The following is a 14,194-nucleotide window of genomic DNA, read 5'->3' on the forward strand; positions in this document are numbered from 1 at the left end:
CCAGTCCAACTGCCCTAACCTCGGCGTCGGCCCCGCCCCCGGCCACCGGCAGGGTCCATCTCGGACTTCCATTCCCGGAACCCTTCTTCTGTACTTCCGCGGCGCCAGTATCCGGAGATCGAAACCTGGTCGCGGAGCAAGCCACGTTCACTCAACAGATATGGCCGCAGACCATGCATGATTGCGTCGGCTTCGCCATGCGCGAATACCTGAACGCGCCCCGGGAGCCAGGCCAGGCCGCGCACGGAGTCCACCAACGCACTGTGGCCGGCATCCGCGTCGCGGTGCACAAAGACGATCTCGGCCCCGGTCGGTCCCAAGTCTGCCAGCGGCGGCTCGTGCGCGGCCGAGTCCACCTCGACCACAACCCGTGCCACAGCGTCCGGCGCGGCATCTGCCAAGGCGGCGAGAGCGGCACTGATCGCGGGCACTGCAGACTCGTCACCCACCAACAGGTGCCAATCAGCAGCCGGGTCCGGCGCATATCGCCCGCCCGGTCCGTTGACCATCAGTGTGTCGCCGGGTTGCGCTGTAGCCGCCCACGGTCCAGCGACGCCTTCGTCTCCGTGAATCACAAAATCGATTGCCACCGTCCCCGCCTCGATGTCGGGGTAAATCGCTGTGTACGTACGCACCACCGGCAGGTCCTCGGGTGCCATAATGCCGCGCAACGCACGGACGTCGAGCGGCTCGGGGTACACGACACCGGGCTTGGGAAAGACCAGCTTGACGTAGCGGTCGGTGGACACGCTGCCGACGAACGCCGAGAGGTCGTCGCTGTGGAACCACACTCGCCGAAGCGACGGAGTGATGGGTTCGCTACTGGTCACGGTCAGATATGTAGTCAAGACGTCTCCTTGATCGGACGCATTCAGAATGAAAACGATATACTTCTATCTATATCACGATATATCGACGATATGGATGTCAGCTGGCTCATAGATGGGTCCAGCGTAGGTTGCCGGAGGACGGCAGTTTCCTCAGCGAACGGTTTGACTCGGGTAGGAAGTCCCCGTGTCGGAAGACTCGGCTCGCGCTGGCCAACCGAACGCCGCCACAGCCCCGGCCACACTCAACAGAGCCACCGCCGCGCCGACGAACAGCGTCCACCGCGGCCCGAAGGTCTCGCCGATCCATCCGATAATCGGCGCTCCGACCGGCGCACCTCCCATCGACACCATCACGTAAAGGGCGGTGACACGTCCACGAAACTCCGGATGGACCTTGAGCTGAATATTGGCCTGAGCGGCGGTGATCATCGTCATGGCACTGAGTCCGATCAGCGGAGTCCAGATCGCGAAAGTCAGATAGGTCGGCATCAATCCACCCACTGCAAGCGCACCACCGAACGCCAACGCCGCAAACATCACCAGACGGCCGGAAATCGTGGATCGCCTCGCCGCGGCCAGAGCACCGGCGAACGACCCGACCGCCATCGCCGAAGTCAACAGGCCGAACTCTCCGGCGCTCTTGCCGAATTCCTGCGTCGACATCAACGCAGTGGTCAACTGAAAGTTGATTCCGAAGGCCCCCACGAAGAAGACAATGACGAACACGAAGAGAAGATCGGGCCGACCACGCAGGTAGCGCACCGCTTCGAGCAGCATCCCCTTGCGCCGCACCTGCGGCTGAGGTGACGAGAGCAGATCGGGATTGATCGATTGAAGAGCGTAGATCACTGCGATGTAACTCAAGGCATTGAGAAGGATCACCCATCCCGCCGCCTCAGCGCCGGAACCGAACGCCGCAATCAAGACGCCCGCCACCGCAGGACCGACAACCCGCGCGGTATTGAACGATACGGAGTTCAAACCCACCGCATTCGTGAGATCCTCGGGGCCAACCAATTCCGGCACAAACGACTGTCGCGCAGGAGCATCCAAAGCCGCGCCGATACCGAAGACGAATGCTATGACGTAGACGTGCCACGGGTGCGCCGCACCTGTGACTGCCAGGATTCCCAAGATGAGTGCAGGGACTGCCATCATCACCTGAGTCACCTGCATCAGGCGGCGCTTCGGATAACGGTCTGCCAGTAGACCTGCGAGGGGAGAGATCAGCAAAACCGGCAGGAACTGCAAACTCGTCGTGATACCGACCGCGGTTCCACTGTTGTCTGTCAACTGAAGAACGAGCCAGTCCTGGCCGATGCGTTGCATCCAGGTGCCCACGTTCGACACGACTGCGCCCGCCGCGTATATGCGGTAGTTGGGGATTGAGAGTGAGCGAAAAGTTTGGAGCACTACTGCGCCTATCTTGTCGGGGTCGAACCACTGCGGTGGACGGAAAGTGAAGCACACAAGTTACTTTCAACCGGTGAATCGAAAGAGCAACTCCAGACCCCAGCACTGAGACCGTATCGACGTCGACGGGATCGCGTCAACGACACCAACTTCAACCTAAGTATGCAATGCACGGAACCCGAACAGCGGCCACATCTGCTAGAGCGAAAACATAACCTGTGAACTATGCAGTGCTGCAGCACTGTTCGGGTGACATCGGCTCCGCGCCCTACATCATGTGCTTCGGATGAACGGATGAGGGCATCAGCTGCAACATCGACATCCGGAATGCCATTTCCCGCCGATTGTCGACCAGTTCGGAATAGAGGTCCTCACGCGCGGCTTGACCCAGATTGTGCGGCCCGACGATCCGGTAGCAGGCTTGATTGAAGCTGCCGAACCACAGTTGAATGAACAGCTTCGGGTTCAGGATCATCTTCCGCATCGGAACCATACAGCCGATTTCACGCGCGAGTGCGTCCAGGTAGAGAACCTGCGATGGTATTGCCTCAGTGTGCCGCGGACTCAGGGCAGTCCAGTGCTCTTCCCATTCCTTCTCTCGTCCGATGACTTCGTCGAGATTGCGGGGAAGCTTCAGCTTGCCGCTGAGCACACGCGCAAAGTAGCGCGCCTGCATCTCCGCACAGATGGGAATGCCACCCGAGAATGGGCGAACAAATCCGATGAATGCCGCGGTCCCTTGGTGTTCCGGATGAAGGAAGTGCTTGTAGAGGTTGCGGACGTTTCCTTCCTTGACCTGCAGGTCGCCAACGGAGAGTTCCTCGTTGCTGAAGCCCGTGCAGAGCACGATGGTATCGAATTCACCGACCTTCGAATCCTTGAAGACGACCTTGTTGCCTTCGGACGTCTCGATTCCCGCGTCGTTCAACACGACTCGGCCGTCCACAATGCTCGGGATGAAGCTGACGTTCTTGCAGAAGATCGTTCGCTGTGTCCAGCTTCCATCGGGATGAGATCGTCGATTCCAGGTTTTGATCAGGTTCCAGTTCTCGTCGTTGTGGACCGTTCCGATATCGAGCTTCGGGGGATAGACCGCCTCGCCCATCGGATTGAGCGCGGGCGCAGCGGCGCGCATGCCTGGAATAAACTTGTCTCGGTACACGCGCAGAGCGCCCAGAGCCGTCGTGACAACTCCGAGAACCACCGATACGGCAAGAAAGAGAGCCTTCGCGAGGGAACTGCGTCCCCAGACGGTGTCGAGAGGGAATGGATAGTCGGTTGCTCGCCTGAGCATCTCGTGATGATGCGATCTCACGGTGCCGTGATCCGTCGTCCTGGTGCTGTTGAACACCCGGGGCAGCAGATAGTTGTACGACCTGATCGACAAGGTGCACGCATCCGCCACATCGCCGATTTCACGAACGATATCGGCCCCTGATTCCGCCATACCGACGATCAGGACACGCTTGCCCCTGAATCGCTCGTTGTTCCGATATTCCGACGAGTGCACGATCTCTCCGGAGAAGTTCTCGAGCTCGGCGATGTTCCGGTTGGGTGTCTTGAACGGTCCGGAACAAATTGCGACCGCGTCGAACTCTTCCACCACCTCGACACCGTCGCGGCGAACCGACACGGTCCACGTATCGGATTTCCGTTCGACATTCGTCACCTCGCTGCCGAACCGAATGTGGTTGCGTAGGTGGTAGAGATTTGCATATTCCTCGAGGTACTCGAAGTACTGCCTACGGGTGTAGAACACTCGTTCCCCTTTGAACGGGTGATCCGAGTAGGCCATCAGCTTGATCGAGATGGTCAGATGAAGGTTGTCGTATGCCTTCATCTTGTCGCCGTCACCTTCGTGGCGAAGCCAGATTCCTCCCACGTCCGCGTTCTTGTCGAAGCAGACCACCTCATGCCCCTCGTCGAGAAGCTGTTTGACGGTTGTCAGCCCGCACGGACCCGCTCCAACGACACAAACCTTCATATATTGCCTCCGAGATTCCCGAGTAAGAAACCGAACTAACTTCGATCAGCGTCGCGACCACATGGGTCAGGACGTAAAAGATGTGAGGATCATGTGCATTCTGTAACGGCCTGACCATCCAGCCCCGATGCGCATAAAATTAGGTTAGGCTAACGATGCTAGTCGAACGTGGTCAGGGGTGAGGATGTTGCCAACCTCACCATCCACCCAGTCGGGCAACAACTTTCAGTAACCACAACAAGGACACCCATTTACATTTAGGATAGCCTAGGCTGTCTACCGCCGTCACAGGAAGATAGAGAGACTTCACGAGGCAGGCGATAGTAAAGATTCGATTTCGAAAGACTTGAACCTTTCTTTAGGTTCTCATCTTCGAATAGTGGGTCGATCACGTCTCGTAACAAAGAGTTACACCTGACTCGAAAGGGATCGGAAATGAGCAGTCGTGTCGACGAGGTCGACGTAGTCGTCGTAGGCGGCGGACCCGGAGGGTCCAGCGCTGCAACGCTATTGGCCAAGGGCGGTCACAGAGTTGTGCAGTTGGAAATGGAGCAGTTTCCGCGCTATCAGATCGGCGAATCGCTTCTGCCCGCCACGGTCCACGGCGTGTGTCGACTGCTCGGAGTGGAGAAGGAGATGGAGGATGCCGGATTCATGCGAAAGCGCGGCGGCAGCTTCCGCTGGGGCAAGAACCCGGTGCCGTGGAACTTCTTGTTTGCGATAACTCCCGAGTTCGCCGGACCCACGTCGTACGCCTACCAGGTCGAACGGATGAAATTCGATCACATTCTCTTGAAGCACGCGCAGAAATGCGGAGTCGACGTACGGCAGCAGTCCACCGTCACCGGACCGATCCTCGACGACAACGGACGAGTAGTTGGTGTCACGTATACGGATGTGGACGGCGACGTCTGCGAGGTGCGTGCGAAGTATGTCGTCGACGCCTCGGGAAACAAGACTCGGTTGACGAAGCATGCCGGCGCCGAACGTGTCTACTCCGACTTCTTCCAGAACGTAGCACTGTTCGGATACTTCAACGGGGGCAAGCGTTTTCCCGAGCCTGACTCAGGAAATATCCTGTGCGCGGCGTTCGACGAAGGATGGATGTGGTACATCCCGCTCACCGACGAGCTCACCAGCGTGGGTGCGGTGATCGCGAAGGAACACGCGGCAAAAATCCAGGGCGATCCGGAACAGGCTTTGGCGAAGTTCGTCAAACGCTGCGCAATTGTCGACGACATGCTCTCGGACGCGACCCGAGTTACCGATGGCGTGTACGGGCAGATCCGTACCCGAAAGGACTACTCCTATGCCAACACCAAATTCTGGGGTAACGGCATGGTATTGGTCGGCGACGCAGCATGTTTCATCGATCCGGTATTCTCCACCGGGGTGCATCTGGCTACCTACTCGGCTGTTCTTGCCGCACGCTCGATCAACAGCGTCTTGTCGGGGGAACTGAGCGAGGAGCGAGCGTTCGGCGAGTTCGAGGGACGGTACCGTCGGGAGTACGCAGTGTTCTACGAGTTCTTGTCCTCGTTCTACGACATGGAACAGTCTGAAGACTCGTACTTCTGGAAAGCTCGTCGTGTGACCAACTTCGACGGTCAGGACATGACGGCATTCGTGTCTTTGGTGGCGGGCGCGTATTCGCAGGAGGACGTGCTGACCGACGCCGACGCTGTGGTGAAGCGATTCTCCGCGTCGACCAAGGCATTGACTGATGCGACTGTGAAAACTGGTGGCATGGATACAGATTCAGGTCAACGGATGAACCATCTCTTTGCCACGCCGGTAGTTCGAGAGGTGATGGAAGAGATGAATTCATTGCAAGCGCGTGGCGCGAGCAGTTCGATTCAGACTCCGCCGCCTTTGCTCGAGGGCGGGTTGGTCCCTTCATCTGATGGGCTGGCCTGGGTAGAGCCCGCTCTCGTAACACGGTGAACATCTGGGCGGCTGCGGATCCCGTACCGCAGATCGGCGAGCATGCGCTGCTGATTCTTCTGACACAAATCGCTGTGCTGATCGGCGTAGCCACGGTCTTGGGCAAGGTGGCGAACCGGTTCGGATTGCCGAGCATCGTCGGCGAGTTGTCAGCCGGAATCGTGATGGGCCCCTCGATCCTGGGGAGCATTTCGCCTGACGTGGAGAACTGGTTGTTTCCGGCCGTTGCGGCGCAGCAGAATCTTCTCGACGCAGTGGGGCAGATCGGCATTCTCTTGCTGGTGGGTTTGTCTGCGGCGCAACTCGATACAGCATTTGTTCGACGGCGTGTCGGCGTGGTCGCCTCGGTGAGTGCCGGGGCATTCGTGGTGCCATTGGGAGCAGGTATCGCAGCGGGCTTCCTCCTCCCCGACACCTTGATCGGCAAAGGTACGTCCAACGTCACCTTTGCGGTGCTGATCGGAACTGCACTGTCGGCCAGCGCCGTTCCCGTGATTGCCAAGACACTGCTTGAAATGGGACTCCTGCATCGCAACGTCGGCCAGTTGACGCTTGCCTCGGGCACCGTTGTCGATGCTGCAGCCTGGGTGATGCTTTCAGTGGTGTCGGCCATGGCGACCGTTGGTGTACGCGCGGGCAAGATCGTGTGGACAATTGCATCGTTGGTGTTGCTCGTGGCGGCGGCGCTCTTACTGCTTCGTCCGCTCGTCAAGGTCGTCCTCGATCGCGCCGAGAAGCACTCTGATCAACGGACGACCATTGCAACGGTCGTCGTCGTCATTCTCGGGTGCGCCGCTGCAACACAAGCACTACATCTCGAAGCGATTCTCGGCGCCTTTGTCGCCGGAGTGGTGGTGGGACAGAACCGAGCTGCGTTGTTGGCACCGCTGCGGACCGTCGTGATGACGGTATTTGCGCCGTTGTTCCTTGCCACTGCCGGTTTGCGCGTGGACCTCTCGGTACTTGCTGATCCGCGGGTGTTGCTGGCCGGCGTGGGTGTGCTGGCGGTGGCGACTGCGAGCAAGTTCGTCGGCTCCTATGCCGGCGCACGTGTGGTTGGCTTGCCGCGCTTGGAATCGGTGGCATTGGGCGCAGGGCTGAATGCACGTGGCGCAGTGGAGATCGTGATCGCGATGGTGGGTCTGCGACTTGGCGTCTTCGGCGCCGAAGCGTATGCGGTCATCGTCTTCGTCGCGGTCGTGACGTCCGTCATGGCACCACCGATCCTCCGATGGTCGATGTCGCGAGTAGATCACACGACCGAAGAGGAACAGCGAGCACAACTCCATGAGAAGTGGGAAACAGCTCCGGGCCGAGAATGACCCGGTAAATCCCCGAACGTTGCGTGCCGACCTGATCAGTTCACCGATCAGGTCGGCACAGCCGTGTCGAAATATCTGTGCACCAACGGCATTCGTCATAGCCCAATCGGCTGCGGCGGTGCCAACGGACTGGGATGGGCACTGATACCTGCCCGTGTGGCCACTTCTCATCCACTCGGGCGACTACGCCGGTTTCCTGCAGATGACGCCGAATTCCCTTGTTCGCTTGCCTATTTCACAAATCGATTCTACCGTCAGGGAAAAGTATCGTGGCCGTTTCGGTGAGAGTCCAGCGCGCGTGTTCGGCGCCGAGGTCTCCACCCCCGTAGTTTGCCGCAGTTTCACGAGAGCCCAGCGCAATGATGTACCGATGATCGTCGCCGGCGATTCCTGTCGACAGGTGAATCCAACTATCGTCGATGCAGCACATCCACCCCTGTTTGACAGCGATATCGGATTCAGCGGTAAGCGCGTCCGGGATTCCGAACCGTTGGTAGTAACCGTCAGCGCCGGTAGTGGTGAAATCCCCGATGTCACTGAGAACAACTGCAGTCTGATCCGCTTGCAGACCCCCACTACCGTCGAGCAAGGCTGCGTAATAGCTCACCATGTCGGACATGGTTGTCTCCGTTTCCCACCATGTCTCGTTCCATCCGATGGAAGTTGACGGAAGCGGGTACCGCTCTGTGATGCGGTCGATGATGTCGTTGCCCCCGAAGCGATTCCACAGCAGATCGGCAGCTGAGTCGTCGGAGGAACGTAGCATGTCGTCGATCAATGCTGCCTCGTCTTCCGACAGCGTGAATTCGCCCTGTTGTTCACGGAAAAGAATGTCGTCGGCGATGAACAGTTTGGACACCGAAGCGGTATCGATCGGTTCGTCGTTGCCGTTGGTAACGCGAACGCCCTCGAGGCGGTCGAAGATCACAATGGACACTTCCGCACCCTGCTCGCGGGCAAACTCCGTCGCCAATGTCATTCGCGACGCAAGTGAAGTCTGTTGCTCTGCACCAGGCGCGGCCAGTTCGGCCACCGTCGGTGTTGCGGCGGTTTCGGTCGGTAGTGGTTCGGGTATTGCCGAACCACTCGACTTGGCTGCAGCCGCGCAGGAGCCGTGTGCGCAGGACATCGACGCTGTCACTGCAATCAGAACCGTGATGACTGCCAAGGCCGTGCGCGACCCGTAGCGTCGCGTCGCTGGCTTGAAATGTCTCGCTGGCCGTTGCATGTTGCGCGAGAATAGACGGTGTTTCGGTGGATTTGATGTGGGAACATGTGAAGTTTCTGTGCGCTGACTTCTAGCATCACTATCGAGCGTGCTCGTAAGGAATAATGGTGCAGTGTCGAGATCTGCTCCGGGTGCCGCGTCCTCCGACTCTGGCCGACGACGCGCAGTCCTTGCGCGACTCCCCCGGATGTACCGTTCCGACGGATCCCCGATTCGGGTGTTGGTTGTGGACGACGAGCCGGCGATCACCGATTTGGTCAGCCTGGCGCTTGGATACGAGGGATGGATAGTCTCCGTCGCACACGACGGAAGAACTGCCCTGGAACTGCAGCAGGAGCAACTGTTCGACTTGGTGGTCCTGGACATCATGCTGCCCGATATCGACGGAATCAGCATGCTCGAACGTCTGCGAATTCTGGGTCGCGGGACGCCCGTCCTCTTCCTCACGGCTCTCGATTCGATCAACGACCGCGTACTCGGCTTGACTGCCGGCGGCGACGATTACATGACCAAACCGTTCAGCCTCGAAGAGCTTGTGGCGCGGTTGAGGGGTTTGCTCCGACGGACCGCCGATTCGATGTCCGAGCATGACACCGTGCTCGTCGTCGGCGATCTGTCCCTTGACGGAAGTTCGTACGAAGTCAAGCGCGGTGGCGAGACAATTCCTTTGACTACAACAGAATTCGAGCTACTTCGCTACATGATGCAAAATTCCAAGCAAGCACTCACCCGAGCCCAGATCCTCGACCGAGTATGGAATTACGACTTCGCGGGCAAGTCGAACATCGTGGACCTCTATGTCTCCTACCTACGACGCAAGATCGATGCCGGCCGCGATCCGATGATTCACACTGTTCGCGGAATCGGATACATACTGCGGCCCACTGAATCTCAGGACCGCTGAATGCCAACCCTCGCCGGAGTGCTTCGCCGTCGGCCGTGGGGACTGCAAAAACGCCTCGTCATCGCCATGACAGGGGTGATCGCGGTAATTCTCCTCGTCGTTGCCGTCGCAAGCATCATCTCGCTGCGCACATCGGTCACGAGGCTGGTCGATTCGCAGTTGACCGGATCGATGGCCTCGTTCAGCCATTTGATCGACAAGTACCTCGGCGACCCTGGAACCGATCCTTCCACGGGTGCAATGAGGGGCAGAAAACCACTGACCGACTACGCCGGCCAGGCTCCCGGGACGGTCATTCTCCTCCTCGACAACGGCACCGTAGTCGATTCCGCGGTGTTCTCGGACTCCGAATCCGTTCCCCTGAATGCCGAAGCTGTTACCCAAGTCCAGAACCATGACTGGGCGGACGGCGAACGGCAAGACCTCACGCTGGCAGGCGTCGGCGATATGCGAATGGAAAGTATTGCTCACAAAGGAAATTCATCGCTGATTGTCGGAATTTCACTTGCAGCCGCCAACGACGCCGTTGTACATGAAACGCGCGTGCTGTCTGTTCTCGCCCTTCTCGCCCTGGCAACTACTGTCATCAGTACTGTGCTCGTCGTCCGGCACGCCCTGAAGCCGCTCGCCCGGGTGGTTGCGACCGCAAAGAAGGTGACCGAGCTTCCGCTCAGCGTCGGCGAAGTCTCCTTGGACGTACGCGTCGAGGAATCGGACACCGACCCTCGCACCGAATTGGGGCAGGTCGGCGAGGCTCTCAACCATCTTCTCCATCATGTCGACGAGGCGCTGTCGGTTCGGATAGCCGCGGACAAAAGCGTCAAGCAATTCGTCACGGATGCAAGCCATGAGCTTCGGACCCCGCTTGCATCCATCCAGGGATACGCGGAACTCACCCGCCAAGACAGCGACCGACTACCCGACATGACGGAGTACTCACTCCAACGGATCGAGTCCGAAGCCAGGCGCATGGGTGCGCTGGTCGAAGACTTGCTGTTGCTCACGCGGCTGGACGAAGGCCAGAGCCTGCAAACCTCGGATGTCGATCTTGCGGAACTGGTCGTCAACGCCGTGAACGACGTACGCGTCGCCGCTCCCCTGCACAAATGGGTGATCGACGTACCCGAATCCGCAGTGATGGTGAACGGAGACAACGAGCGTCTCTACCAATTGGTGGCGAATCTGCTGTCGAACGCACGGGTCCACACGCCGCCGGACACCACCGTGACCGTCGCCCTGCGTGTGACAGACGACAGTCCTGATCATGGGTCGGTCGAATTGACCGTCACCGACAACGGTCCCGGTGTCGCCCCGGATATTCTCCCCCAACTGTTCGAGCGGTTCGTTCGAGGAGACAGGGGACGTTCACGAAAGACCGACAGCACGGGACTCGGTCTGGCGATAGCGGCCTCGATCGTCGAGGCACATCACGGCACTGTGACGGTGCAGTCCCGCCCCGGTCTTACAACATTCTGCGTCTGCCTACCGCGCTCGGAATGAACGACAACCGAGCCGAGCATCGACTCGATTGCCGCCCGCATCGCTAACGGAAGTCCGACGGGACGCCCGCACTCAGTTTCTCGGCCGCAGTCTCGAGCTCGTCCAAAAGCTGAACATCGAGGGGGATGCCGTCCACACGACGTTCGTGAAGTGTCTTGACTCCCTGCTCCCCCGGGTACGACGGGTCGACTGTCGAATCGGTTGCCGGCAATCTGTTGATGGCCTCGATCGTGTCGTCGACCGTCCCCATGAATTCTTCCGGAGCAACAAACGCCGAGATGTCGACTGCCATCAGTACTGCATTCTCCCGGTGGCGGCGTCCCTCCGGCTTGTCCGAGTGAAGGCGGCTGACGATCGGATTCGAGGCCAACCCGCTGGCAAGAAGCTCGAGAATCAGTGACATTCCTGCCCCCTCCCCACCGCTGGACGGCAATCCGCCTGGCGGGCACAACTTCGGTGTCGCCGTCTCGAGCAGAACCATCTGACGCCTCCCGGCGGGCAACGCCACGGACAATGGGTTCGTGGCCACTGCCGCCCCACCGCGTCCGGGGTGCGCCGGCGTGGGCATACCCGCGACAATCCCCAAACCCGCCATCCCGTAGTCGGCGGCCCGCGCCGTGTAGTACCCGAGAGCGCCCGTATGGACGGTGCCCCTGACGCTCACCCAGGCAATACCGACTGTGCGCGCCAGGCTCATTGCGTGATCCATGGCGGTGGACAATGCAATCGGACCCGGCGCCGAATCGGCATCGACGATGGCAACCGCTGACCGCGTCTGGTCCACGGTGATATCCGGAGCCGGGTTGGCATCCCCGCTGTCGAACAATTCGAGGTAGCGCGGAATCCGCGACACTCCATGAGCGTCGACCCCACGCAGATTCGCCCATACGAGGGCATCTGCGATGAGATCGGCGTGTTCCGCAGAACATCCCGCGGCGACGAAGATGTTGCCGGCGAACACGCGCAACGTCTGCTCCTGGACGCGAACACGAGTAGTAGACATGACAGTGCCTTCCTGGATCCAAGCGGACTGGAACGCGCCGATCAGCGCGCTACGTGAACATCTACGAGTGCTGTCGTTCCGCCGCGCACGCTGGCCAGCGCACGACTCAGCGCTGGGCCGAGTTCGTCGGGTCGTGTCACGGTCAGACCGAGCATCCCGAAGGGTTCGACCAGGGAAGCAGCCGAAGGTTGGTCGTGGAGATTGACCCCGCGGAAGTTCTGGTCGGTCTGCGCAGCGCCGTCGGGATAGAAGCGCAAGTGGTTGAGCTTCATCGACAGATACTGGTGGTTGTTGATTACGACGATCAGGATGGGTAGATCCAGCGACTTCGACGCCGCCAACGCCTGCACGATCGGGTTGTACAGGAACGACCCGTCACCGATCGTCAGTGCCACCTCGCGTGACGGTTCGGCGAGCTTGACGCCGAGTGCCACACCGATTCCCTGTCCGAGTCCACCCTGGACGTACTGGTACCGGCCGGGCTTGTCCGCTTGAAGTCGGTCGGCGACGACGCGGCTGTGCGTAATCGTCTCGTCGACGACGGATGCCTCCTGGTCCAGCGCTTCACGGAGCGCGTCTACCAGATCTGCAGCGGTGATCGTATCCGTCGACGGCGTCGATGCCACTGCGGGACGGGCCGCGGCGGAACGTGATTCGCGGCGCTGCGCTACCAGCCACTCGTCCGGCCCGATCGACTTGACGGTCGCGCTCAGCGCTCGCAGCGTTGGACCGACTTCACCCTCGAGGTACTGATCGGCGCCGAGGATCTGATAGTCGATGTACTGACGATGCGGCACCTCGTCGATGACCAAGACGTCTGCCGCTGCCGGGCGGTCACTCGGCGGATACCACGGCGCACGGCAGCAGACCAGAATGATCAGATCTGCGTCACGAATAAGCTCCGAACCGGCTGCGCCGGCATGTAACTCGTGGTTGCGCGGGAAATTGGTGGACACCGCGGCCGGCGGTTCGATCACCGGCACCGACAACAGCTCGGCGAATTCGAGCAACGCGTCGAAACCGTCCGGGTGTCTGCCGGCGGACTCCGTGATGATGACGGGTCGCTGCGCAGCCAGGAGACGGCGAGCTGCGTCGTCGATTTCCGACGCGAGACTGATACGCCGACCGGGAGCCGGCGCCGGCCGTACTGCAGCACGATCCGCATCCCACGGTTCGAGAAGCACCTCGACCGGCACGTTCAAGTAAACCGGTCCCGCTGGACCGCGTCGCGCGATATCCGCTGCACGAACAACAGATCCGTACAGTGTCTCGACACTGCCGACTTGGGTCGACCACTTCGTGAACGGGGCAGCAACGTTCTGCGGACCACCGACAATGGAGAGATTGCGGTACCACTGTTGCCCCGGGTCCACGTCGGTCTCACCGTACGTGATCGATTCGGAGCTGCAGACGACCATTCCGACCTGAGCAAGGAGGGCACCGTGAATTCCACATGCACCTTGCAGGAGCCCCGGCACGGCATGCAGGAGAACCATCTGCGGCCGACGAGTGACGATCCCGTAGCCCGTTGCCATTGCGACAGCAAGTGTTTCGTGCATCAAGTCGATGTAGCGCGGTCCGTCGACGCCGTCGCGCTCCTGGTGCGCAAGCGCTTCCCACATCGGCGCCCATTCAGACCCGGGAGAGGAGAAGATGATGTCGATTCCGATGCTGCGGCACGCTGCGAGGATGGCTTCGCCGCCATCGATCCTGTCGTTCACGACTGCCCCTGCGCTTGCGCCAGTACGGGTCGATCTGTTTCAGACACGACGGGCCAGTCGAGGCATTCGGCGATACCGCGACCCATGATCCACTCGAGTTCCTGCTCGGTGAAATCGAAATGCTCCGTGAACTGCTCGACCGTATCCGTCCACGTCAACCCGTGACCGAGCAGACGCGTGATGTCGGTACCGAAGAAACAACGCTCCGGACCCATCGCATCGACCATCTCCCGCACATACTTCGCGATACTGAGATTCGGGAACGGCTCCGTCGAATACCCCGGAATCGCAGAAACCTTCACAAAGATATTCGGATGAACATGCAGATCCGCCGTCTCCTTCACC

11 protein-coding genes are annotated in these 14,194 nt (G+C 60.0%); 4 read left to right on the forward strand and 7 right to left on the reverse strand.

Features of this window, described 5'->3' with window-relative positions; genetic code table 11:
- Window positions 1-14: 14 nt before the first annotated feature.
- The 3 genes from ACFRFQ_RS07380 to ACFRFQ_RS07390 all read right to left on the reverse strand — a co-directional run bounded on the left by ACFRFQ_RS07380 (window position 15) and on the right by ACFRFQ_RS07390 (window position 4,227).
- A complete protein-coding gene (locus ACFRFQ_RS07380; RefSeq protein ID WP_378655011.1) occupies window positions 15-848 on the reverse strand; it encodes a siderophore-interacting protein in 834 nt (277 codons plus the stop codon).
- A gap of 132 nt (window positions 849-980) precedes the next feature.
- A complete protein-coding gene (locus tag ACFRFQ_RS07385) occupies window positions 981-2,243 on the reverse strand; it encodes an MFS transporter (protein ID WP_378655014.1) in 1,263 nt (420 codons plus the stop codon).
- A 268-nt stretch (window positions 2,244-2,511) separates the two neighbouring features.
- The gene (locus ACFRFQ_RS07390; protein WP_378655016.1) at window positions 2,512-4,227 is read right to left on the reverse strand and encodes a flavin-containing monooxygenase; all 1,716 of its coding nucleotides are present in this window, start codon (window positions 4,225-4,227) and stop codon (window positions 2,512-2,514) included.
- A gap of 435 nt (window positions 4,228-4,662) precedes the next feature.
- Between ACFRFQ_RS07390 and ACFRFQ_RS07395 the strand changes: the two genes are divergently transcribed.
- Window positions 4,663-6,171 (forward strand): tryptophan 7-halogenase, encoded by a 1,509-nt coding sequence (locus ACFRFQ_RS07395; protein ID WP_378655018.1) that lies wholly within the window; start codon window positions 4,663-4,665, stop codon window positions 6,169-6,171.
- Entirely contained in the window at window positions 6,168-7,493 is a 1,326-nt protein-coding gene (locus ACFRFQ_RS07400) for a cation:proton antiporter (RefSeq protein WP_378655021.1), read from the forward strand. Before ACFRFQ_RS07395 ends, ACFRFQ_RS07400 begins: the two co-directional genes overlap by 4 nt.
- A 235-nt stretch (window positions 7,494-7,728) precedes the next feature.
- Here ACFRFQ_RS07400 and ACFRFQ_RS07405 read toward each other — a convergent pair whose 3' ends face one another.
- On the reverse strand, window positions 7,729-8,721 hold the full coding sequence (locus ACFRFQ_RS07405; RefSeq protein WP_378655024.1) for a hypothetical protein: 993 nt from the start codon (window positions 8,719-8,721) through the stop codon (window positions 7,729-7,731).
- 187 nt (window positions 8,722-8,908) lie between these two features.
- Between ACFRFQ_RS07405 and ACFRFQ_RS07410 the strand changes: the two genes are divergently transcribed.
- Window positions 8,909-9,625, forward strand: coding sequence for a response regulator transcription factor (locus ACFRFQ_RS07410; RefSeq protein ID WP_138873491.1), 717 nt, complete (start codon window positions 8,909-8,911; stop codon window positions 9,623-9,625).
- Entirely contained in the window at window positions 9,626-11,125 is a 1,500-nt protein-coding gene (locus ACFRFQ_RS07415; RefSeq protein WP_185993346.1) for an ATP-binding protein, read from the forward strand.
- A 43-nt stretch (window positions 11,126-11,168) separates the two neighbouring features.
- On the opposite strand, the gene ACFRFQ_RS07420 is transcribed toward ACFRFQ_RS07415, so the two are convergent.
- The 3 genes from ACFRFQ_RS07420 to ACFRFQ_RS07430 all read right to left on the reverse strand — a co-directional run.
- Window positions 11,169-12,128 (reverse strand): Ldh family oxidoreductase, encoded by a 960-nt coding sequence (locus ACFRFQ_RS07420; protein WP_378655027.1) that lies wholly within the window; start codon window positions 12,126-12,128, stop codon window positions 11,169-11,171.
- Window positions 12,129-12,169: 41 nt separating this feature from the next.
- Window positions 12,170-13,849, reverse strand: coding sequence for a thiamine pyrophosphate-dependent enzyme (locus ACFRFQ_RS07425; protein WP_378655030.1), 1,680 nt, complete (start codon window positions 13,847-13,849; stop codon window positions 12,170-12,172).
- Window positions 13,846-14,194, reverse strand: a 349-nt coding sequence (locus ACFRFQ_RS07430; protein WP_378655033.1) for an amidohydrolase family protein, incomplete at its 5' end; no start/stop codon positions are given. The genes ACFRFQ_RS07425 and ACFRFQ_RS07430, both read right to left, overlap by 4 nt.

It is taken from the genome of Rhodococcus sp. NPDC056743, from assembly GCF_042790355.1.
Lineage (GTDB): Bacteria > Actinomycetota > Actinomycetes > Mycobacteriales > Mycobacteriaceae > Rhodococcus_F.